Below are 22,946 nucleotides of genomic sequence, written 5' to 3' on the forward strand. Positions count from 1 at the left end.
TTCATTTATCGGAACGCGGCTGGAAAAACTTTATAGCTTTTGGAAAACTTTTTTACAAAATTATTAAATTATTTTTGTGCACTTCTACTCATAAGTCTCTGGGTCTTCTTCATACTCATAACCCATCACCTTGTTATATTTCTCCCAGGTAATCACCTGATCATTGGAATAATAGAATTCTGCATCTTTTAATGCCTTAAGTGTATGTTTACATTCCGTATTCAATGAACAATAAATAGACTGCTCATGCATATCTCCATCACCTTCATATGTGGTTCTAGGATCGTATTGTTCATCATAATATGTATCTACATCGGAGAAATATGGTACTTCTTTATTAACTACATTAAAGCCAAAGTCGTTGTAAAGCGACTGGTCTTCTCTTTCAGAAGAGTATCCTGCAAATGTTGTTTGAAATACTTTTCCTTCATCAATATCCTTGAGAAGTGCCTGATAAACCTTTTCAAATTTCTTCATCTTCTCATATTCACTGAGATTCATGAAGTACTCTGTATAGTAGTTGAACTCATTATGCTTTTCATCATAAGTCACTGTACTAAAATACATATCGGTGACACTACAATCATCCCAGATATTTCCTATTACATGTTCCTTAATAATAGTAGGATTGTTAAGGAAATCTAAAATAGGCTGTGTAGCTGCCACGTATTCTGGGCTTACGTCTGGAGACTCAGTGTCCACGACTTGGTACTGACGTATAATTGAATCTCCATTTTTAAGCTTGTACTTTATAGTAAAGTAGCTGCCGTTAACATGTTCGTATTTGACATTTACATCTCTAAGTTCCTTCTTGTCCGTCAAGAAGTTCTTGTGAAGAGAAATAGCTGTATTAATCTCATCCTCACTAGTAAATACCATTGTATAGTTGGCCTCAATACCAACCCATGCTACGTCTGATGCATTTGGAACCTTGTTCTCTACCTTAAATGCATCAAATCTCAAGCATAATAATACTGCAAGTGCTACAACTGAATATCCTGCGCAATATATTGCCTTTTTCGCATTGAATACTCTGATTGTCTTTTCGATCATCATCTGTGTTGCAAAGAAAATAAGTACTCCAATAATTAGCGAAGATACAATTGCAACTGCAAATTTGCTGGCATATGTATGGTTGCCTGTAGCATCGTACATACCGCTAACGAAGGCACCTGCAACCATTGAAATGAAAAATGCCATTCCAATGGTAAATACAGGCTTCATAAAAGGTACCGCAATAAAATCGTGAACAGTTTCAAGCTTTTTATATTTATAAAGGAGAAATGAAACGGTAAGCAAAATTAATGCTGCCACGAAATAAATAGCAAGGTACTCTGCACCTTCCAACTTCATTATCAATGATTTTAAGTATCCATTATTAGTGTAACACGCTATATAATCCACCTTGCAATTTCCAGGAATATACTGAAGCGGACTAAAAATTCTCACCTTTTGACTCTGCAAACTAGCACCCATACCAAATAAAAGCATAGCTGAAGTAATTCTAAATGCTAGCTCCATTAAAAAATAAAGCCATACAAAAATAATATAGAATGCTATACCTGTGATAAGCTGGCCTGAAACCATAAGCGCAAACATTGCTATTGATAAGAACAATACTGTGGAAACAATCACAATAAGTGCCCAATACCAAATGCCACCCATTGCTATAGTGTCTACTGTAAGTGCGATTATTGACATTATTATAGACACAGCTATAACTGGAACAATGGCAACTGTAAGAATAGATGCTATTCCAGTAAAATATGCACTCTTCCTGCTAATTGGAAAAGCATGCATCATATAAGTGTCGCGCTTGTAAAATAAATACCAGAAAGTGATAGCCGAAAGAACTATCGCTATACATACTGCCAATCCCGCTGTTGGCATATCAGACATATGCATGAACAGGCACATTCCCTTTGTAATGCCTACATCTGAAAAATAGGTGTTGTCCCAATCTGCAATGCTGATGATATAAGAAACAGACATGAGTAACAGAAGTATAATAAAATACAGCAAACCTGCAATCCAGGTTCTGCTAATATTTTTCTTATACAGTCCCTTGTTAAAAAATGATGTCTTTGACTGCATAATCCTCACCTCCCAACTCATAAATAAAGATCTCTTCGAGTGTAAGTGGGAGCACATCCATCAAAAGTGGATTGAGGGCTGCAATTCTCTGCTCTGCAGCTCTAGGCTCTCCCTTGACAATAAGAGTATGAACTCTACCATTTGAAATCTTTTTAAGTACCTGAATCTCTTCAGGCATTTCAGGCATCTCACCTTCAAAAGCTATCTGAATCTTAGTAATAGATGTCTGCAGCTCGTCAAGTGAACGCTCAATGAGAAGCTTACCATGGTTCATAATACCTACATGGTCACAGACATCCTCAAGCTCACGTAGGTTGTGGGAGCTGACAAGAACTGTAACTCCTGTCTCTGCCACATCAGACATGATGAGGCTCCACACCTGACGACGCATAACTGGATCAAGACCATCAACTGGCTCATCCAAAATCATAACCTCTGGGCGGCTGGCAATTGCCAACATAAAAGCCACCTGTTTCTGCATTCCCTTTGAAAGACTACGTACCATTTTCTTCATATTAATTTCAGGAAAACACTCCGCAATTTTGAAGAAAAGTTTCTCATCAAACTTTGGATACATATTCTTATAGAATTTCATCATATCCTTTGTGTTTGCCTGTAAAAAGAAGAAAATGTCGTCTGGAATAATTGCCATTTTCTGCTTGAGCAATTCATTCTCAAATACTGGCTGGCCCTCGATTAAAATATCGCCAGCGTCCTGTTTATAAACTCCGCAAAGGTGGCGGATGATTGTCGACTTGCCTGCACCATTAGGTCCAACAAGACCATAGATTGCTCCACGCTCTACATGCATGTCCAATCCATCAAGTGCTGTAAAATCGCCAAACTTCTTGGTGACATTATTTACTTGAATCACTCTGGCCACCTCCCTTCGCAAGTTCTTCAATTCTTTGGATGAGGATGTTCTTATCCTCGCATAGATACAGAAGTTCTTTCACAATTTCATCGAATTCTTTCATAAGTTCTTCATTCCTCCCTGTGGCAACATCAGCTCGCTGTGCAGCATAACTTCCCTTGCCGGCAATTGTGTAAATGTAACCTTCCTGCTCTAGTTCCCTATAAGCTTTTTGGATGGTATTGGGATTGATAGACAGACTGGTAGCCAGTTCCCTCACACTAGGCAGCTTTTCATCGGTGCGAACTGCACCGGACACCACCAGACGTCGTAAACCATCTTTAATTTGCTCATATATAGGCTTAGAATCTCTATAATTTAATTGGATCATCTAATACCTCCCCTGTGCTGTATTACGTGTCCTAATACACTTGTATCACAAACACGTTTTTATGTCAAGCTTTTAAATTTCGCTGAGGTCTTCTTCCTCGGCTGCCAAGTCCTCTGGCGTCATATACTTGCGGAATACTTTTTCAAGAATTGGATGAAGTATACATGCCATTATTCCTGGCATAAATACATATAAGAATAAGAAAAGATAGACAAGTACAATTGCCGCAATAACAATTGCCATAATTAATAATGTCCATCCAAGATTAGCAATCATAATTATTGCAGACACCTTAAAAGATGCCTTGAATCCATTTTCAAAGCGGGCAATATAAGCGAAGTGGTAGATTGACCATACCACCATAAATGCAAGTAAAACAGTAAAAAACATGGATGATGCTGCAAGTGGATTGTCAGGCTGGAGCATATTTCTTGTGATGTAAATATCACCGCCTAAAACTATAAATAATACGATGAATATCAGCCATGATAATGTTGACTGCTTGAAATTAGATTTGAATGAACGGAAAAAGTCTGTTGTGTAGCCCTTTCCTTTAAAAGTGCACTTGTGAATAGCATAGTATAGTGCTGTAGTGCTAGCGCCAATTGTAAATACTGGCAATGAACAAATAATAAAATAGAAGCCAATGAGTAAAACATCTGTGGCTTTTGTGATTCCCTCAAAGAATCTGCTGTTAAAAAATCTTCCCAAAATTATTTCTCCTTAAATTTATTTAATCTTACCGCTTTCAATATCGTCCATCATCTGCATCATTGAGTCTAGATACTGCCTATTGCCTGAAAGACCGGCCCAAACCAAATATTTAATATTGTCATCTAGACCAAAATACTCATGTATAGGGCTATCAGAAATATCGATTGGCTGATTGTCATCAGTGATGATTCCATAGTTAGTCAGGTACTTCACACCTTCCTCATCAGTAAATGCAAAGTCAAGCTGCCCCGCCATAACAAGAACGCTAAGTCTAGTACCATAGCCTCCCGCCACGTCTTCATCTGTAGTCAGACCTGCAGACAAATCAGCTGCCTCATGGCCTGTCATGCCAAGATACTCCGTAATCTCCTGCTCTCGGTCTTGATTTACCGACTCACCATTTATAACCATGCCGAAGAACTCATAGTCCACGTAAGTCATAGCGTGATGGATGAACCAACCTACAGCAATCAGAATGCCTAAGATTAATAAAATGTGAATCTTATAATAGGTAAAAATGTAATCCGCTTTTTCCTTTCCCGTCATCTGGGCTAGCTTGGCCCGTTCTCCTGCCCAGGATTTTTTAACGGACTCCATCTCACTATCGTTGTATTTGTTTCCCATAGTAATACTTCCTTATAATTATAACTTCCTTTATCGTAAACGAAAAAATGGGCCTCCGCAATAAGCAGAGGCCATTTTTGTAAACTATTTTATTAGATATCAAGAAGCTTAGCGTATGCTGCAAGAGCATCTGATGTATCGCCTGAAAGAACCTTCTTAGCAAGTACCTTACCAAGCTGAACACCTTCCTGATCGAATGAGTTAAGATTCCATACAAATCCCTGGAACATAACCTTGTTCTCGAAGTGAGCAAGAAGTGCACCAAGTGTCTCTGGTGTAAGCTGCTCGCCAACGATGATTGATGATGGGCGATTACCATCGAAATATTTATTTCTATTGTCATCATCCTTACCACAAGCAAATGCCATAATCTGAGCTGCTACGTTAGCCTTGAGCTTCTGCTGTGATGTGCTGTCCTCGATAACTACGTCTGTAGCCATCTGGCTCTTCTTGAAGCCTACGAACTGAAGAGGGATGATGTTTGTTCCCTGGTGTAATAACTGATAGAAGCTGTGCTGACCATTTGTACCTGGCTCACCAAAGATAACTGGGCCAGTAACATAATCAACTGCCTCGCCAAATCTGTTAACGCTCTTGCCGTTTGACTCCATGTCAAGCTGCTGTAAATGAGCTGGGAAACGGCTAAGTGCCTGTGAATATGGGAGAACTGCTGTTGACTCGTAGCCAAGGATATTTCTCTCATAAACACCAATAAGTGCATCAAGCATAGCTGGGTTCTTGCGGATATCTGCATTCTTAGCAAGAGCATCCTCAGCTGCTGCACCATTTAAGAATCTAGCAAATACATCTGGACCAAATGCAAGTGAAAGCACTGCACCACCTACTGAAGATGTAGATGAGTAACGGCCACCGATGTAATCATCCATGAAGAATGCATCAAGGTAATCTGAAGACTTAGCAAGTGGAGATGCATCTGAAGTAACAGCGATCATGTGCTTTGAAGCATCAAGACCTGCATTCTTAAGAGCGTCCTTAACAAATGACTCGTTTGTAAGAGTCTCAAGTGTTGTACCTGACTTAGAAACGAGAATAAAGATAGAATGTGCAACATCAACACCAGCAAGTACTGAAGCAGCATCATCAGGGTCAACATTAGAGATGAAACGAGCTTCCATCTTGAATGTGCCTGTAACCTTTGCCCAGTTCTCAAGTGCAAGATACATAGCACGAGGACCAAGGTCAGAGCCACCGATACCAATCTGAACTACTGTTGTGAACTTCTCGCCCTTTTCGTTTGCAATCTCACCAGCGTGAACTTTCTTAGCAAACTCAGCGATTCTGTTCTGCTGCTCTACGTAAAACTCTCTCTTGTTAACCCCATCAGCAACAACATCTGAACCAAGCTGACCACGTGTAAGCTGGTGAAGAACTAGTCTCTTCTCACCTGTATTGATAACCTCACCATTGAAAAGTGCTGCAAACTTCTCTGTAAGCTGTGTCTCTTCTGCAAGCTCTGCAAGTGCATCAAGAACTGTGTCATCTACCTGCTTTGAAGCGAAATTGTAAACCATACCATTTGACATAGGAACTGAGTACTCAGCAACACGCTTAGCACCATTTTCTCCTGCCATAGCTGTCTTAAGCTCTACCTGATTCTTGAGGCCCTGAAGCTTCTTGAATGAGTTAAGCTTGTCGAAATTTTTCCATTCTATCATTTTGTTACTCCTTTATAAAAACATTGATTTTGTGAACACTTTAACGATTTCGTCTTTCGGAGAAAATTTTATAATAAAAACCTCTCCTTTTCAAGGAGAGGCACTGGTTTTTCACAAAATATTTCTATTTATAATTTACATGTGCAAAAAGGCATAACCTCCATTTTTCAATATTTCGTTTTTTAACGATATTGAATTATCAAATCCTTTATTCGCCAATTCCTCTGCTGCTTCTGTCATTGCTCCCTCAAGTTTATTTGCAACATAATCAAAATTGTCTAATACCATCTTTTGTGATAATCCGATTTCAAAAGCAGAAATGGCGAAGTTATTTCTATTAATTTTCGAAATATCTAGTTCTCCACCTATATAAAATGACATATTTGATGTAGTTCTATATACTCTAGTTGCAACCAAATCATAAGCCGGTGCTAATCTTTTCGATTTTAAATCTTCACTATACAACAAAGAAAAATTCTTCACATGACAATCAGTATTTCCTATCAAGTAATTAAAAATAATAATCCTTAATAAGGCAATCTGGTCTTCGATAGGATTTACCGAATTATGTCTTAACAGGTCAAACATCCTCGACATATATCCCGACGGAACCTTCTCGTATTTGTCCGATGCAAAAATGCCTAACGCTTGAGCAAAATCCTCCTGATGTAATCTATATGGACATTTCAACCCATCTATTATTTTATTCTCAGAAAGAGGTCTATCATATCTAGGGGTAGCGTACAAAACATCCTGATCTGATTGTGAACCATTAGAAACAATAAAACTCTCTGGCACTGCAATTCCTATACGTTTAGCAGTTTGTATACACAACTGCTCATTCAATACAATTTGCTTATGCCTTACATGACTCTGCTTCACTATATGCGTACTAGGAGCATCACCTTTTGGTAAATACCATGTATTATTATCACTATTGTAATATAATCCTACTTTTCCTGAAGCTCCTGTTAAAGAAAGATGGGTCTCTAATAATATTTCTGTAGATTTAGTAGCCCCTTCTGCAGCGAGAGCTTTAACCCTTTCTGCGGACAACAACTCATACCCTGATTCTCTATCATCATTTCCTTCAACTATTTTTATCGCTCCAAGGCATTCTCTTCCCAACTGAGCCAAGATAGCAATGTAGTCATTTTCATCAGCCTTCATCCAATCCGCCACAGCTTTTCTAGAAAAACCTTCCGGTAGCAAACTCTCAAAAAAATTTCTTGTCTGCTCAGTAGAGAAATAATCGTCTTGAAATGGTAATGAAACAGAAATAGGAGCTGCTTCCCTAGCTTCAATATATTCCCTTACATATCTAAATCTAGCATCATTATATTGCTCGCCAGAAATCGTACCTACCAAAGTCTGTATTCCATTTAGTTCTATATACACACTTAACTCTCGCATCTATTAGCCCCTTTCATTAAGTTCAACATCAAGTCCTAATAGATTTGCAACTCTTAAAGCCTTATCTAGCTCGATAGTTTTCTTTCCATTTTCTAAATCTGATAAAAAACTTACACTTATGCCTGTGAATTCTGAAATGTACTTCTGTGTGTATCCCAACTTTTTTCTTTTATTTTTAACCTGTGCTCCAAATGAACTTGAATCTGTTACCCTCATAAACACCTCTTCGCCGTACGGCGTTATCATTGACATTTTTGCATAAAATTAGCCGTACGGCTTTATAATTCTGTTTTGATTATATAATGAGCCGTACGGCTAAGTCAATTATGTATTTATTATACAGTGTATCAGCCTACAATCCTATAACCTATTTTGCCCCAAAATCATCGTTTTTGACATAACACTTCTGTCAATAATCGCTCAGCCAATACTGTTGCCCCTAATTCTCGTATGTCGCCGCAACACTTCATTAATCCAGCTTTTTCAAATCCTCTAGCTCCTCGAATTTGATTGTCCGCTACGATATACGTAACTGTCGGTGTATGTGTGGCATATAATTCATAAAGAGTACTTCCAGCCGCACTGATTGCGACATCACATTTAAGCATTAAATCCTTAAGGCTTATTAAATCAAAATATGTGATAATATTGCTTTGATCTTTTGCAATTTTTTCTATCTTTTCTTTATCTGTATTTACTGCACCAATAACAAAATGAAAATTATATTTATCTAAGACGGAATTTCTTTTTATATATTTCAATAAAGCAAGACCTATATGCTCTGTATCAGCTCCTCCAGTAGAAATAAAGACATCTTTGATTTCTCCTTTTTCCTTTCTTGGCGGTATATTTCTATATTCTTTTCTTAATGGCAAATACTCTAATCCAAGTTTTAATTCTGGAAGTACTACATTAGCACCTGAATATATTTTTTTGTATTCTGATTTACAATCTGGCCCATATATATTGTAGTTTATCAATATGTCGCAAGGATAAGCAAAAGCCAAAACATCATCTATATATGTGAGCTTACACCCTTTATTGTTGCATGCGCGTTTTACTCGGCGCATATATTCCTCTGTCGCATGATATGAATCTAAAATAAACATGGTAGGATTATATTCATCCACTATACTTTCAATTTGCTCTATTTCTTCTATCATATTATTGTAGTCAGAATTAAGTATTATATGATTGCAGCCTGCTTCGACTATACGTTGGCTAAAACTATCATCTGCCGTCAAAAACAATACCTCAATTCCTTCATCGATATATTGCTCTGCCATATTCAAGCACCGCATCACATGCCCTGCGCCTATTTTATTATTTCCATCTGCTCTAAAAATAATCATAACTTCCTCATATAGAAAATGCCCCTCATGCATGCTTGCATACATGAGAAGCTATAATTCTTTTACTTTCTATTATTGTTAATTATTTCTAATAATTCCTCTGGAGATTTATTAAGTCTCTTAGCTGCTATATCAATATCAAGAAGTCCATCGGTTACTAGCGCTATTAAAGCTTCAGCCTTTCCTTCAGCTTTTCCCTCAGCCCTTCCTTCTACCTTGCCTTCCTCATATTTTTCTCTATCTCTTTGAAGTAATGTCATATATTCATTCCTCCATTCTTCTTTGTCGCGAGCTCGTTGAACCTCCTCACTGAGCTTAGTAGTTAAATCATCAGTTGGTTCTTTGCCTGCTACATAATCTAAGAAAGCCGTCTGAGCAGCTGTAAGTCCATCTCTACTACCACTAGCATTAACAAAAACTCTTGTTGCTCCATCCCCCAGAATTAGCTCTCTATCCTCCACACATATATTTCTAAAAATGTAAAGGCTCCTATTCTTTTTGAATAAATCTTCTAAGCATATAAATACAATGTATGATTCTTTCAGTTCAGAATAAGCAGCACCTCTGCTGATTAAATTCAAATCAATCATTCCTTGGTAATATCTAGAACGCTTAGCAATGTCCTTACTTATCGTGGTCTGCATTTCCAAATCATATACTGTATTTCCATCCTCCAGGTATACATCTAGCCTAATTCCTTTACCATCAGATGTTATTTCAATTGGCTTTTGCTCCTCTAGGTATACTATATTCTTAACTTTAACTCCCAGGAGCAATTCAATAATCTCTTTACAGATATCTTTGTTCCCCATTAGTATCTTGCAGAACATAAAATCATCTGTAAATTTTAATTCTTCATATTTCTTTTGATACAATGTCTTCTCTCCTTAATTATAAAATCTGAAATCTTATTCATCAAGGAGAAAACCTATGTACTATCCGCTTTTCTCAAACTCATCCCTCCTTCTTGCTTTTCAAATAAACAAAAAGGAAAGATAAATATAGATACTCTAATAAAAAAAGTCTAAAGAACTACTGCTGACTGTATAATATAGCTCATAACTCATCCCTAAATTGCACTCTGTCATCAAAACTGGTGGGTATTTTGACCGAATTGGTCGCGATGCCTTAATGCTTATTTGAATTGCATGGATGAGTATAGCATCAGTTGGGTCATGTGTAAAGAATCTTAATATTTATAATACCTCTCTCAATAACATAAAAGCTTCGGCATACTTCATGCCTACATTACTTCCTCTATGTTGGGCCAATGCGCTTAAAGATTCTGGACTTCTAGGATGAGGATATTTTGCACTTTCACTTTTATAACAACCCATACCTTTTATTTTGGCTTCTAAAGTATCAGAAATATCAAAATATACATTCGGATTAAAAGATTCCGTATAATTGTAATTCCATTCTGTACTGCTAGGAGTCTCAAATGCATATATCCTTTTAACGCCATAGTTTCCAACTGGCCTACACGCCGTTAAGACAGCCTCACATGTTATTCGATGATCAATATTCAAATCTCCATGGTGATGAGTGAATATTGTGTCCGGTTTATATTTTTCAACATAATTAAAGACTAATTTTATTACAGATAACAAATCCAATCCGTCCATTCTATTATCTGGTAATCCGCAGAAATCTATACCACTGTACCCTATTATCTCAGAAGCTTGTTTAGCATCTTCCTTCAGTTTTTCTAATTCGTCCTTATCTGCTTCTTCTCTAGTTGAAGCTCTAGAAGTAATACCCTCGGCCATAATTACTGCTCTAGCCTCAACACCTTCGTTAACGAGCCGTCTAATAGTACCACCTAATCCCAATAATTCATCATCAGGATGGGCAGCAAAAACCAAAATCTTTTTCATAATTAATCCTCTATATACTCAACATAAGCAACTAATTTATCATTTATTATTCTTGCATTACTATATTCCATTCGACCATTACCAACCATAGTAAATGCTTTGGGATATCCTTCTCCGTCCAACATCCTAATATAATCGTATAATTGTCTTTGATTTAATCCATCAGGTATCAAGCTTTGTTCTGGTTTGCGTCTAGAAAAAGTAACTACGTCGCCTTCCTGTGGAACGGGTTTTATTTCTTTGGAAACAATTTCAGGAATCATTTCATCAAAAATAACGCTAGATATTCGAGTAAATATTTCCTCTGCACTTCCTTCTGAAATATCAATTGGCTTTTTTAAATATATATCTCCTTCATCAATCCCTTTGCAAACTCTCAACGCAGAAACTTTAGTCTTGTAAATACCTCGAACTAATAAGTTTTGAAGAGGACTTCCACCTCTACCAAATGGTAAATCTGTCATATGAAAAACTATGCACTCATAGTTTTCGTAAACATCTTTAGGAATTATCCAGGACCAGTGCGGAAAAAAAATGTATTTGGGTTGTATTTTATTTAAATATTCTAAATTCAATTGTTCCTTATCATTGATTATGAATATTCTATCCTCACTTTGTTCTTTTAACTTTTTAGCTTTTTCTATATTCCACGATTTCGTAGTCGCTATCAGATATCTTTCCATATTCCTCAAATCCATTTTTTAAAAAACATTTTTGCGAATATACATTTGTTTCTTTTACTCTTGCTACTATTTTTTTTACACGATTACAATCTTTTGAAATTTGCTCTATTCCTAATGAAATGATTAAATTACCTAGCCCTTTATTTCTATAGGACCTATCAATACTATAATCAATTTCCGCCTCTTCATTACTCACATCAAATCTTATCTGACCCAGAGGCAAATCATCTTTCATTAGTACATAAATATATCTATCCTTGTTTTTAAGCGATTTTTCAAACCATGCTTTATGATTGTCTATGTTTATTATATTAGTAGAAAAAGAATTCTGTCTAACCGTCTTCTCATTTACCCAATCAAAAAACAGCATCATATCATCAATATTCGCACGCCGTAAGTAGAAATCACTCTTTCCTTTTTGCAATCTTATAAATCCTCCATAAGAATAGGTGTCCCAGCTTCTATATTTCTATTAGCTTTCTTACCAATTAATTGCTCATAATACTTAGGTTTTATACCATCGCTAGGTCTAATCACCGCTGTATTAGAAATGGAAAATTCCTCTCCACACTTGATATCTTTTATTGCAAAAACGCTCCGTCTAAATACTGTAGAATTCTTTTCCCCCTCCGTTAAATTGTAATCAGGACCACTAGCTATAAGTTTAGCATTTTTAACATCTCTAACCATCTTAGCGAACTCATCCATAGTCATACTAAATCTACTATCAGCGCTTTCAACTCCTTCAAGCATTACGTGCTTTTCAATTACACATGCACCCAGAGTTACTCCTACCACAGCCCCCAAGCTACCTTCACTATGATCTGATAATCCAATCGGAACACCAAATCGCTTTGCCATATCTGGAATATTTCCTAAATGCATATCCGCCCATGGTGCTGGATACTCGCTACAGCATTTCAATAATACGATTTGTTCGTTTCCCATCCGGTGGCATGCGTCTATTGCATCTTGAATCTCCTCCAATGAACCCATGCCTGTTGAAATAATCATAGGTTTCCCCTTAGATGCAACATATTCTATTAATGGAATGTCAACCAATTCAAAACTAGCTATCTTATAAGCTTCTATCCCAATTGATTCTAGAAAATCTACCGCATCCTTATCAAATGGTGTAGACAAAAAATCTAATCCATTCTTTTCACACTCTTCTTTTATCTTTGCCTGCCATTCATAGGGTGTACTTGCTTCTGTATATAAGTCATATAACTTATATCCATCCCACAATCCACCTTTTATTCTGAAGTAATCATTATCACAATCGATTGTCATAGAATCTGCTGTATATGTTTGAATTTTAAGACAGTCCGCTCCCGTCTTAGCTACTTGCCTGACTATCTCAAGTGCATTTTCTAAAGAGCCTCCGTGATTGGCACTCATTTCTGCGATAATATAAACACCATTATTTACTATACTTTTTTTCAACTTAAACATTTTTCCTTATTTATTATTTCTCCCTAAAATGTTTTTGGGAAATAATCTTTACGGCGCCAATTTCCATTAATATCTTTCTCTAATAAGTCTCTATTAGCATGCTTATCGACACACTGGTCAAAAAATTCTTCTGTTATATCTATCGTCCTACATAAATCTCGTTTAGCAGCCGGATCTAATATCCAATCTTGTTCTGCTATATATAACTCAGCTTGCTCCTTGGTCAATATTCCATCTCTAACAAATCTACAAGCAATGTCCGTTACTCTCTGAAAACCAAACTTCGGGAATTTGCACCATACAGCAACTATATATCCTATGCTATCTATCTGTGAAAAATTCTCCAATTGTCCCTGTCTCTGCCATTCATTATAATAATCCAAATCCACAAATCCTGCTTCTCTGGCACACTCTAATGAATCACTTATTGAATAAGGCCAAATTGCTCCTAAATATATTAATTTTGTATCATCATCAGAAAGAGGATGAAAAATTTCAAGTGTCTTGGCAGACCCGTATTCAAATTCAGAATTTTCACCATAAAAAACAAGCTTTATACCAAATTTTTTTGCTATTTCAAAAGGTGTTTTATATAATCTATCTTCAAACCACTTTAGCGGAAATAAATCTTGTTCTAGTCCCTCTCTTGCCTTTTCTTTAAAAGTTTTTGGATTAAATCTATAGGTAATTAAGTCGCAGTTGTATCGGTCAGCTAAATTATTAATATTATGTAACCCAGCTTGAGTTTTTGTAAATTCATCTGTCATATTTACAAGAAGTATATTCTTGCATCCATGCTCTTCTACAAGCCTTTTTACAATCATATGACTGTCTTTTCCTCCAGATACTCCGACCAAACAGTCATACACTGGATGCGTCTTATTCTCTTTTATGTATTCTGTAAGCCATTTTTGTCTTTCTTTAAAGTTTATTGTCTTTTTCTTTTCTGCGTTTTGACATGCAAAGCAAACTCCACTCCCATCATCAATCGTATTTGGTCTTGTACCAAGTATCATTCCGCATTTACTACATTTCTTTATCTCCATTTCTATACCCCCATTTATTTAATAATTTCCGTTTAATAATGCAAATCTATAAACATCTGTAAATTTGTCATCTATCCTCACTTCGTCTTTAAAAATAGCTTCTCTGAGAAATCTATTATTTTCAAGGGCTTTTATTGATCCTACCGCTTCTTTATATGCTCCAGCTGCAATTTTATGTAAATCTAACTCTTCAAACCCGAACTTACATATTCGTTCTATTACATCCGTGGCCACACCTTTATTCCACATATTCTTATCACCAATAAAATATGAAATATCAGCATGTTTATATCGATTATTAATCGGTCCTATTTTAATGTTCCCAATATGCGTTCCATCTTGTTTACAAATAGCAAATAGATAACTATCTTCACTCGCAATTTGTTTTCTCACAAAGTCTTTTATGCTTTCAATATTTTGTTCACACCAGCGGGTTTCAAGATATTGATTAACCTCTTTATCATTCAACCAATTGACATATTTTTCATTGCAATCATCGAGTGAAATAGAACGAATGATAAACCCCTTTTTTGTAATTAATTTATTTTGTATTATCATTTCAACTCTCACCCCTAATTCAATCGCTCAAATCCTGCATGACATATAGGACCGTCTAGGTAATTTGTAATTTCTTCGCCTTTTAAAATTATCTTTCCTACTTTCTCAAATACCCGTTCACATGCTGCAATGTAGTCTACAATCATTGAATCTTTATGGGCATACGAAGCATAAACACTTGGACCAGCTAGGTAGCCTTCCTTCAGCATCTCCTGTGTAAAATATGTCTTATATGCTAGCTGATTATCATAGTTGAACGAGAAATGAATCAGCGGTAAAATTCCACTCACCGTAATATCTACACTGGCTTTTTCTGCCACCTGCTTCCATCCTTCTGAAATCATTTCGCCAACATGTTTTTGATATTTGTGTACTTCATATTTCTGATAACATTCAATTGATTTTACGGCAGCAGCTAAGGCAATTCTCTCTGTCCAGAATGTCGAACTAATAAAAGTATCTTGCGCAGCTTGCATAACATTTTTTCTTCCGACCACTGCCGCTACTGGATATCCATTAGTCATTGCTTTTGCAAAAACTGCTATATCGGGCTCAACGCCTAATATCAAATGACTTCCTCCAGGACACAATCTAAATCCCGCTGTTATTTCGTCAAAAACTAGAACAATACCTTCTCTTTTTGTTATTTCTCTTATTCGCTCCAAATATCCCTTCGATGGATATTCATTTCTAATAGGCTCCATTATAACTGCTGCAATTTCACCCTTATTAGCATTAATAAGAGATTCAAATTCATCTAAATTGTCATAATGAAAAATAAGATTTGAACCCGCTAGCCCCCTAGGAACACCAGCTGGTTCAAGCCCTTTTAAATGTACATCTGCAAGTGGATCACCTTTAACTAAATTCGCTGCTAAGTACCAATCATGCCATCCATGATATCCACATACCAAAACTATATCCTTTCCAGTTTGGGCTCTAGCAATTCTTGCAGCCATAGACATAGCTTCACCACCAGCTTTAGCATATCTTACCATTCCTGCCCACGGGTGTAATTTCAGTAGCTTCTCCGCTAATTCTACCTCTTCGGGAGCATTTAAAGTACACATTCCCCCACAATTAATTGCGTCTTTTGCCGCATTATCCACTTCGTCAAATGCATATCCTAATACATTTGCGCCTACCCCCATTATGCTGAAATCATAATAATGATTCCCATCTAAATCCCATACCTCACAGCCTTTTGCTTTGCTATAATATGCAGGCCATTTTTCTGGAAGCCACATTTCTGGTCTTTTACTAAGTAGCTGTGTTCCCCCTGGGATTATTTCTTTTGCCCTATTATATAATTCCTGTCCCCTTCCCATCTTTAATCTCCCAATTCTACTTTATAATCTTTATCTAAAGATTTTGTTAAACCTTCATTCCTTGCAAATTTACTATTTATCTTTTCTATTTCCGGATTATCTAATAAATATTCCAAAATATCCTTTGTGCTAAATTCTTCAGTATGTTTCTCTTTTATAAAATACGTATATACGTTATTTATAAATTGATAATCCTCGTCTTCATCCAATGTCCATCGTTTATTACCAATATTTTTTATAGGACATTCTAAATTTTTCAATTTAAATATCTCCGGATGTTTCCTTATATATTGTGTGACATGCTCTCGTTCAGAAGCAAGCTCCGCTTCTTTCCAAGATTTAACTAATGATTCATATTTAAATATTTCTATATCTAATCCATCCGGAAAAGTATCTTCGAATTGTCCCATGTAATCGGTATCTTCGTCTAATTGTTCTATTGCCATATCTAAATAGTTCCAATCAAACAAAGGACAATCTGCTGTAACCCTGATAACATACTCTGGTTTAATAAGTTTTGCTGCTTGATAATACCTATCTAACACATCATCTTCCGAACCTACAAACACTCTTATACCAAGCTGAGTACATAACTGTATGAGCGGTAAATTCTCTTTTTCAATTGAAGTAATTACCATTACTTCATCTATCTTTTTACTACGTTTAACCCTTTCAACAACCCATTGTAGATCTGGTTTCCCACAAATATCTTTTAAAACCTTATTAGGCAGTCTACTTGAGCCAACCCTAGCCTGTATCAATACTAAATATTTCAATTTACTACCTCTTCCATAAGCTAGGAACAACTATATCTGTCTCAATATCACTAAAAATATCATCCATTTTAACAAATATTTCATCAGGGATTTCTTTTCTAAATGCCATAATATCCTCCTTTAGCTGTTCCATATCCCGTATGCCAAATACTAAATGGTTAATCCCTTGTTCTCTTTTAACATAACCGATTGCTAATTCTATTCTTGTATACCCCGTTTCAGAACATATATCATCGAGTTTATTTAAAATAGGAATCGCCTTTTCTAAATACTTCGGTACCTCTTCTCGTTTTAATCTAATCAAACCTTTTATAAAAGTTGTTCTCGTATCAACCTTACAGCTTCTATTATCAAACAATCCTACTTCCTTCATTCTATGATCAAATACACTATATGGTGCTTGAACATATTGAACAAAGGGATTGTCCATACATGCTCTTGCTTCTTCTTCATAATAAATAGAGACACCCACATCTTTTGCAAGTCCTTGTTTTCTTACAGATTGTAGTGCCTCTAATATATCTTCACGCATGGCATAACGAGAGCTATGTAAAAAATAAGCATCTACATAATCAGTCCCTAATACTCGTAGTGACTCCTTTATTTTATCTGTTATTACCTTTTTATAATCGCCTACATTTACTTCATCCAAACAATTAGGTAATAGCTTTGTACTCAAAAATAACTTTTCTCTTTGAATAGTTTTTCTTTGCAAAAAATCGCCAACTATTTCCTCTGCCTCACCATAAGCAGTGGCTGTATCAATAGCTGCTATTCCATTTTGAGTTGCATAATCCATGCACGAAATACAATATTCTTTTTCTTTTCTTTTTTGCTCAAAAACCCCATAGTCCATTCCAAATTGGACTGTTCCAAGACATAATTCCATTATTTCCTATAGGCCTCCACTATCTTAGTCACTGCTGCAATGGTATCTTGTACATCCTCATCCGTCATCTTTGGATATAGTGGAATACTCATCATTCCTGCATATATTTGTTCAGCGTTCGGACATAATCCCTTCGTGTAGCCCAGTCTCTTATAATATGGGAACCAATATACTGGAACATAATGAATCTGTGGTTGTATCCCCTCAGCTGACATTGCATCAAAGAACTCTCGTCTAGTACAATTTAGCTTATCCAAATCCAACTGAATAATATATAAATGTCTACATGTATCCGACTCTGGAATTTCCTTTTGAACAATTATCTCTGGAATGTTTGCAAACGCCTCATTATATGCTTCAACTATTTCTGCTCTTCGTTTCTTAAACTTCTCAAGCTTTCCTAATTGGCTAATTAAAAGCGCAGCTTGGAAATCGGTAATGCGATAATTATATCCGAGACTAACCTGCTCGTAATACCACATACCCTCATGTGGAGCTTCTTCCATAAATTCCTCGTCACGCTCTATTCCATGATTGCAGGCAAGCATTATCTTGTGATATAACTCATCGTCATTTGTAAGAATTGCACCACCTTCACCTGCTGTTACTGTTTTTACTGGATGAAAAGAAAATGTCGTAATATCTGCCAATCCTCCAATTGGTTTACCATCATATTTCGTACCAATTGAATGAGCGGCATCCTCAATGAGAATAAGATTATATTTATCACATATTTCTCTTATTTCTCTAATTCTAACTGCCTGACCAGTATAGTCCACTGCCACAATAGCCTTTGTTCTATCCGTTATTAATCTCTCTATACTTTTAGGATCAATATTATATGTATCTGGTTCAACATCAGCAAAAACTGGTTTGGCCCCGCAATATAATGCACAGTTCGCCGAAGCTGCAAAAGTAAGTGGTGTAGTAATCACCTCATCTCCTGGACCTATCCCTGCAGCAATACATGCACAGTGAAGAGCAGCTGTACCATTGGATACCGCCACGGCATGTTTTGTTTCACACATTTTTTCAAGCAACCTATCTAATTCCTTAACCTTTGGTCCACATGTAATTAAATCCCCTACCAATGTATGAACTACTGCCTCGACATCCTGGGCATCAATCCACTGACATCCATAGTATATTTTTTCTTTTCGTACTGGCTCACCGCCATTAATAGCTAATTCCCCCATTTTTCCCATCCTTCTTTACTTATTCGGAATTTCTATAACTTTATTAACATCTATACATTTTTCACTGCACCACAAATCATTAATTCTTGCTTCTTCGTACTGTAGTTTCAAGTTTTCTATTTCATCAATTCTTATGGATTTCACCCCAAGCTCAGCATAACCTTCCTCATCCATATTATGAATAAACTTATAACATGAAGCTCCATATATTTTTGCTAAATATAAAGCAGATGTATATCCCCCTATACAGTATTTATATTCAGCAATAATATTATTTATATTACTATTACAATCGCTAATTATAAAATTATTATCCTCTAACTCTTTTATTCTTTTTTCATCTGTTCCCGGATGACATCGTACTACTATTCCAACATTATTATTTTTAGCACATTTTTTGATTTCACCATAAATGTATTGTCTGTATTCATCAAATGACATATTAATATTTTCTAATGACATTTCGTATTCTAATTCATAATCCTCTGGAACCAAAAATAAAATTTCATTTTTCTTTATCACGCTATTATAATCACACAATAATTTCTTTTTTGTTATCTCTGGACACCCGCAAATCGATACCACACAATTATTTCCCAACTTATTTACTGGAATAATGGCTTTAGCTGCAGCTTCGCACCATTGACATGACTCATCTACATACATAGCTAAATTTCTATATGAATACTCTCTTACATTCCAGGTTCCATAACCATGCTCATATGCTCTCGAAAAATACAGAAAATGTATTATTTCTTTAGTCCATATATTCAATTCGTTACAAGCCATAATTATTAACAAATCTGCTATACGACATTGATTATATGTAACAAACATCTCTACCCCTTCTTTTAGCAGGCATTTTTTCAAAAATTTAATACGTTTATCTACGGCTATATTTAGTTTTTTATATAATACTTCCAATTTGTTCTTTTCTATTTTAGAATTATTTACAATTATTTCTGTGTAAGCATTATAAATATCCTTTACAATAGTTTTTATTTTGTCCCCTTGTACTGAACTTCCAACATAAAGTTTTCCTTGGTCCTTTTTTTTCTGCCTTAACTTAAATATTTCTTCATCGCCATGCAAACTTCTTTCGTCTTCAAATCTATACCAACTTATGATATTACACTTGAGAGAAAGTTCCTCTAAAAGACAGGTCAATCTTTTTGATAAAATAATTGAGTCTGAAAATAAAATATTATTTTTATTTTCATCTCTCTTTAATATCTTTTTATGATTAATCAAATAATTATAATAATATTTTATTACGCCTCGATACTTTTTCCTGATATTTCGCTTATAATTACTTCTAGGCATAACCATACCATCATAACTATATAAATCGTTATAATCAGTGGAGCATACACGATATAGTATCAAATCTAGTATCGGATAAATCCTTTGTTTTTTATCTATAAATAAGTCTTTCTCTTCATATTTCCATTTATATGTATACACCATCCACCCCAATTATTCATTTACCAATTTGTTATACACTTGAATCCCGCAATTTCCTTCCATTGCAGCATTAACTTCTCGATAAGCAGCCAACTGTTCTTTTATGTCAAATTTATATTTGTCAAAATTCCTTAAATAATCATCTAATTTGTTATTATAACTTTCGATATTTGCATATTTTGACATTGAGAAGTATTTTTTAAAATTCAATGCATCTTCTAATATATCTTCTTTGTTAAAAGTTAAATTACATTCTTTAGCCTCATCACTACTTACTATGTAACATTCTTGATTGATATAACTGTAAAACACATTCGTCGATCCAATAAAGTATCCAATCCTCCCCACATAATCACTAGTTTTCTCTACACCTAAATAATATTCTTCAACTTCTCCATTAGATAAATCTAATTTAATTATTTTATTAGCACGAAACGGTGCAACAATTAAATAACCACTATCTAAATAACAGTTTTCAAAATAATCTCCTTCTATTTGTTGTCCATTATTCCAGTCCTTTGCTATCAATCCATCTATTGATAAATCGTATGTTTTATGTTCATTACTTTCAATGTTCAACCAAGTTACATAAGGCCCCTTTTTATGGAGTATCCAAATACTATTATTTTCCTTAAAACTACAAATATCTCCAACTTCTATCCCAAGATTTATGTTAATAATAGTATATTCTAAACTATTAACATTTATCCTTATATACTGATTAGCATCAGGTGACATAACAAAAATACTATCATTAACCGCCCATGATGCGCCGTATTTTACTACTCCATTGTCATTATATTTAATAAAATCAGACACTCCATTTATATAACTCACTTCGCGAGTATCCAGCTTAATTAATACAATAGAAAAATAATCATGCGGAATAAGTATTAATTTGTCTTCTAAAATATATGAACTCTGAAATTGCCACCCAAATTTATTTTCTTGAAGTTGAATATATTCAACTTTTCTACTATTTTTGTCTATGAAACAGACATTTTGAGCCAATTTCGGAGCAAGGATCAACGTATTGTCATAATCATATACTTCCATATATGATTCGCCCGCGGCACTATTAGAAAAATCAACAAATCTTTCATACGTATAATTTTCATTAGGCGACCAATATAAAAGATTATCATCTGTGATTATATATTTATTTGTACTATATTTATCTAAATGATTATTTCCTCTTTTTAAAGCACTCCCCACCTTTTTATTATCATTGTATACAATATCATCTGCTAAAAGAAATATTGGTTTACCTGACACTCCAAATAATGCAACTATACTAGACGATATATCTCCTACATAACCATCGCAGAACGCTATCGTATCTTCTACACACGGTGTTTCATCTAATATCCATCCATCCTCTTTCATAAACTCTGCCCGTAAAGCTCTATATACTTCTAAGCATTCAGGTCTCATTGCTTTTAATGTTGATTCGAACAGAGGATGTGGCCTCCATAGTAAACAATATTCCTTATGATTTCTAAATGTATCAAATACATACTTCATTTTTTTCAAATATCTAGGTGTGCTTTGAAGCATGCAACTCAAACTAGTATTATAAAAAAGCACTTTTTTCCCTTTAGCTCTATCGTTCCATTCTTTGGCTGGTATAGGCGGGTTCTGGCATTTTCTTATAACTTTATCAAACTTAGGAGAACCAAATGCAAGAAATTTCTCATCAGGAATATCCTTACTATAGTACTGCCTATAGCTTTCTGACTGTATCACAATATAATCTGCATATTCATATACTGGACACCAAGCTTTTTCTGCTCCCATAGCGCCACTTGTCGCAAAATAAGGTATATAAACTAAGCAATCTGTAACTTTCTTCATATTTTCCGCATAGAAAAATGGATGAATTGTAGTAACCAAATTGCCATAATCATATGGATTATGAATAAAAATCATATCTGGGTGATGCTTTCCGAAATCAAACTCCGAATAGTGTGTTACAGGTACATTCTCTGGAAATAAATCACCTTCATAATGTTCTTCTCTTACACTTCCATCTGGATTTTTGTCGAAATAAGGTATTGGAATTACATATGCATCACAATCTGGGTCGGCATCAGCTGCCTCCCATACGCTCTCAAGTGAATCCCACATACTAGCTTTGTATGGCAAAAAAACCGCTTCTCTCTTAAGCGGTATATCATGCGCAATGCTGTTATCTATTTTTTGAAGCATCTTAGTAAGTTTCTTACAAACTTTATCTGGATTGTCAGTTCCAGCATTTTCTTGTAATTCTTCATTGATTGAGTATACTAGTTCACAATAATCTTCTAGATATTTTACTGTAATGAACCCCTCACCTTCAGATTCTTCTATTCGATTTCCCATATTTATTGCAGCACTTTGACACTGACTCAACAAATTAAAGACAGCGTTTAAATTATTTTCATTAATATTTTTTTCTGCTATTACTTTGCGTATACTTTCATGTGCCTTCTTCAACAATTCTGACATCTCTCGAATCACTGCTAACTGTTTTTTTCTCAATATGTAGTCCTCCAATTAATACGCCAATTAAAACTAG

The 22,946-nt window shown here is 35.3% G+C and carries 22 protein-coding genes; all 22 read right to left on the reverse strand.

What is annotated here, in order from left to right; translation table 11 throughout:
* Positions 1-84 precede the first annotated feature (84 nt).
* Entirely contained in the window at positions 85-2,094 is a 2,010-nt protein-coding gene (locus BLP50_RS09350) for a hypothetical protein (protein ID WP_090154013.1), read from the reverse strand.
* Entirely contained in the window at positions 2,069-2,968 is a 900-nt protein-coding gene (locus BLP50_RS09355; protein WP_090154015.1) for an ABC transporter ATP-binding protein, read from the reverse strand. Before BLP50_RS09355 ends, BLP50_RS09350 begins: the two co-directional genes overlap by 26 nt.
* The gene (locus tag BLP50_RS09360; protein ID WP_090154017.1) at positions 2,952-3,338 is read right to left on the reverse strand and encodes a GntR family transcriptional regulator; all 387 of its coding nucleotides are present in this window, start codon (positions 3,336-3,338) and stop codon (positions 2,952-2,954) included. The genes BLP50_RS09355 and BLP50_RS09360 overlap by 17 nt, the downstream gene beginning before the upstream one ends.
* Before the next feature lie 72 nt (positions 3,339-3,410).
* Positions 3,411-4,049, reverse strand: a complete 639-nt coding sequence (locus BLP50_RS09365; RefSeq protein ID WP_163927196.1) for a YesL family protein — start codon at positions 4,047-4,049, stop codon at positions 3,411-3,413.
* 18 nt (positions 4,050-4,067) lie between these two features.
* Entirely contained in the window at positions 4,068-4,676 is a 609-nt protein-coding gene (locus BLP50_RS09370; protein WP_090154021.1) for a hypothetical protein, read from the reverse strand.
* 92 nt (positions 4,677-4,768) lie between these two features.
* The gene (locus tag BLP50_RS09375; protein WP_090154023.1) at positions 4,769-6,352 is read right to left on the reverse strand and encodes a glucose-6-phosphate isomerase; all 1,584 of its coding nucleotides are present in this window, start codon (positions 6,350-6,352) and stop codon (positions 4,769-4,771) included.
* A 135-nt stretch (positions 6,353-6,487) separates the two neighbouring features.
* Positions 6,488-7,765, reverse strand: coding sequence for a HipA domain-containing protein (locus BLP50_RS09380; RefSeq protein ID WP_090154025.1), 1,278 nt, complete (start codon positions 7,763-7,765; stop codon positions 6,488-6,490).
* A 3-nt stretch (positions 7,766-7,768) separates the two neighbouring features.
* A complete protein-coding gene (locus tag BLP50_RS09385) occupies positions 7,769-7,981 on the reverse strand; it encodes a helix-turn-helix domain-containing protein (RefSeq protein WP_090154028.1) in 213 nt (70 codons plus the stop codon).
* Between the two features lie 167 nt (positions 7,982-8,148).
* Complete coding sequence (pseG, locus tag BLP50_RS09390; RefSeq protein ID WP_176753740.1) at positions 8,149-9,117, reverse strand: UDP-2,4-diacetamido-2,4,6-trideoxy-beta-L-altropyranose hydrolase; 969 nt, start codon at positions 9,115-9,117, stop codon at positions 8,149-8,151.
* A gap of 62 nt (positions 9,118-9,179) precedes the next feature.
* Positions 9,180-9,992, reverse strand: coding sequence for an Rpn family recombination-promoting nuclease/putative transposase (locus BLP50_RS09395; RefSeq protein ID WP_090154032.1), 813 nt, complete (start codon positions 9,990-9,992; stop codon positions 9,180-9,182).
* A 321-nt stretch (positions 9,993-10,313) separates the two neighbouring features.
* On the reverse strand, positions 10,314-10,994 hold the full coding sequence (locus BLP50_RS09400) for a PIG-L deacetylase family protein (protein WP_090154034.1): 681 nt from the start codon (positions 10,992-10,994) through the stop codon (positions 10,314-10,316).
* A 2-nt stretch (positions 10,995-10,996) separates the two neighbouring features.
* Positions 10,997-11,677, reverse strand: coding sequence for a formyl transferase (locus tag BLP50_RS09405; RefSeq protein WP_090154037.1), 681 nt, complete (start codon positions 11,675-11,677; stop codon positions 10,997-10,999).
* A complete protein-coding gene (locus BLP50_RS09410; protein ID WP_090154039.1) occupies positions 11,625-12,101 on the reverse strand; it encodes a GNAT family N-acetyltransferase in 477 nt (158 codons plus the stop codon). The genes BLP50_RS09405 and BLP50_RS09410 overlap by 53 nt, the downstream gene beginning before the upstream one ends.
* 2 nt (positions 12,102-12,103) lie before the next feature.
* The gene (pseI, locus tag BLP50_RS09415; RefSeq protein ID WP_090154040.1) at positions 12,104-13,132 is read right to left on the reverse strand and encodes a pseudaminic acid synthase; all 1,029 of its coding nucleotides are present in this window, start codon (positions 13,130-13,132) and stop codon (positions 12,104-12,106) included.
* Between the two features lie 23 nt (positions 13,133-13,155).
* Positions 13,156-14,178, reverse strand: a complete 1,023-nt coding sequence (locus tag BLP50_RS09420; RefSeq protein WP_176753741.1) for an adenine nucleotide alpha hydrolase family protein — start codon at positions 14,176-14,178, stop codon at positions 13,156-13,158.
* Between the two features lie 18 nt (positions 14,179-14,196).
* Positions 14,197-14,736, reverse strand: coding sequence for a GNAT family N-acetyltransferase (locus BLP50_RS09425; RefSeq protein WP_090154042.1), 540 nt, complete (start codon positions 14,734-14,736; stop codon positions 14,197-14,199).
* Between the two features lie 14 nt (positions 14,737-14,750).
* The gene (locus BLP50_RS09430) at positions 14,751-16,064 is read right to left on the reverse strand and encodes an aminotransferase class III-fold pyridoxal phosphate-dependent enzyme (protein ID WP_090154044.1); all 1,314 of its coding nucleotides are present in this window, start codon (positions 16,062-16,064) and stop codon (positions 14,751-14,753) included.
* A 2-nt stretch (positions 16,065-16,066) separates the two neighbouring features.
* Positions 16,067-16,840, reverse strand: a complete 774-nt coding sequence (locus tag BLP50_RS09435) for a cytidylyltransferase domain-containing protein (RefSeq protein WP_176753742.1) — start codon at positions 16,838-16,840, stop codon at positions 16,067-16,069.
* Between the two features lie 4 nt (positions 16,841-16,844).
* Entirely contained in the window at positions 16,845-17,729 is an 885-nt protein-coding gene (locus BLP50_RS09440) for an aldo/keto reductase (protein ID WP_090154049.1), read from the reverse strand.
* Positions 17,729-18,925 (reverse strand): UDP-4-amino-4,6-dideoxy-N-acetyl-beta-L-altrosamine transaminase, encoded by a 1,197-nt coding sequence (pseC, locus tag BLP50_RS09445; RefSeq protein ID WP_090154051.1) that lies wholly within the window; start codon positions 18,923-18,925, stop codon positions 17,729-17,731. The genes BLP50_RS09440 and pseC overlap by 1 nt, the downstream gene beginning before the upstream one ends.
* A gap of 15 nt (positions 18,926-18,940) precedes the next feature.
* Positions 18,941-20,248 carry a hypothetical protein gene (locus BLP50_RS09450; protein ID WP_143001137.1) on the reverse strand — a complete coding sequence of 436 codons (1,308 nt, stop codon included), beginning with the start codon at positions 20,246-20,248 and terminating at the stop codon, positions 18,941-18,943.
* A gap of 153 nt (positions 20,249-20,401) precedes the next feature.
* Positions 20,402-22,909, reverse strand: a complete 2,508-nt coding sequence (locus tag BLP50_RS14320; RefSeq protein ID WP_176753743.1) for a hypothetical protein — start codon at positions 22,907-22,909, stop codon at positions 20,402-20,404.
* Positions 22,910-22,946: the final 37 nt, after the last annotated feature.

The organism is Pseudobutyrivibrio sp. AR14, from assembly GCF_900101325.1.
In the GTDB taxonomy this organism is placed as follows: domain Bacteria; phylum Bacillota; class Clostridia; order Lachnospirales; family Lachnospiraceae; genus Pseudobutyrivibrio.

What these genes read in the sequence shown, in the direction of transcription:
- BLP50_RS09385 (WP_090154028.1), bottom strand. Translation starts at nt 7,981, where the DNA reads ATGAGGGTAACAGATTCAAGTTCATTTGGAGCACAGGTTAAAAATAAA.
- pseC (WP_090154051.1), bottom strand. Translation starts at nt 18,925, where the DNA reads ATGGGGGAATTAGCTATTAATGGCGGTGAGCCAGTACGAAAAGAAAAA.
- BLP50_RS09405 (WP_090154037.1), bottom strand. Translation starts at nt 11,677, where the DNA reads ATGGAAAGATATCTGATAGCGACTACGAAATCGTGGAATATAGAAAAA.
- BLP50_RS09350 (WP_090154013.1), bottom strand. Translation starts at nt 2,094, where the DNA reads ATGCAGTCAAAGACATCATTTTTTAACAAGGGACTGTATAAGAAAAAT.
- BLP50_RS09430 (WP_090154044.1), bottom strand. Translation starts at nt 16,064, where the DNA reads ATGGGAAGGGGACAGGAATTATATAATAGGGCAAAAGAAATAATCCCA.
- pseG (WP_176753740.1), bottom strand. Translation starts at nt 9,117, where the DNA reads ATGATTATTTTTAGAGCAGATGGAAATAATAAAATAGGCGCAGGGCAT.
- BLP50_RS09375 (WP_090154023.1), bottom strand. Translation starts at nt 6,352, where the DNA reads ATGATAGAATGGAAAAATTTCGACAAGCTTAACTCATTCAAGAAGCTT.
- BLP50_RS09400 (WP_090154034.1), bottom strand. Translation starts at nt 10,994, where the DNA reads ATGAAAAAGATTTTGGTTTTTGCTGCCCATCCTGATGATGAATTATTG.
- BLP50_RS09360 (WP_090154017.1), bottom strand. Translation starts at nt 3,338, where the DNA reads ATGATCCAATTAAATTATAGAGATTCTAAGCCTATATATGAGCAAATT.
- BLP50_RS09370 (WP_090154021.1), bottom strand. Translation starts at nt 4,676, where the DNA reads ATGGGAAACAAATACAACGATAGTGAGATGGAGTCCGTTAAAAAATCC.
- BLP50_RS09450 (WP_143001137.1), bottom strand. Translation starts at nt 20,248, where the DNA reads ATGCCTAGAAGTAATTATAAGCGAAATATCAGGAAAAAGTATCGAGGC.
- BLP50_RS09440 (WP_090154049.1), bottom strand. Translation starts at nt 17,729, where the DNA reads ATGGAATTATGTCTTGGAACAGTCCAATTTGGAATGGACTATGGGGTT.
- pseI (WP_090154040.1), bottom strand. Translation starts at nt 13,132, where the DNA reads ATGTTTAAGTTGAAAAAAAGTATAGTAAATAATGGTGTTTATATTATC.
- BLP50_RS09420 (WP_176753741.1), bottom strand. Translation starts at nt 14,178, where the DNA reads ATGGAGATAAAGAAATGTAGTAAATGCGGAATGATACTTGGTACAAGA.
- BLP50_RS09425 (WP_090154042.1), bottom strand. Translation starts at nt 14,736, where the DNA reads ATGATAATACAAAATAAATTAATTACAAAAAAGGGGTTTATCATTCGT.
- BLP50_RS09380 (WP_090154025.1), bottom strand. Translation starts at nt 7,765, where the DNA reads ATGCGAGAGTTAAGTGTGTATATAGAACTAAATGGAATACAGACTTTG.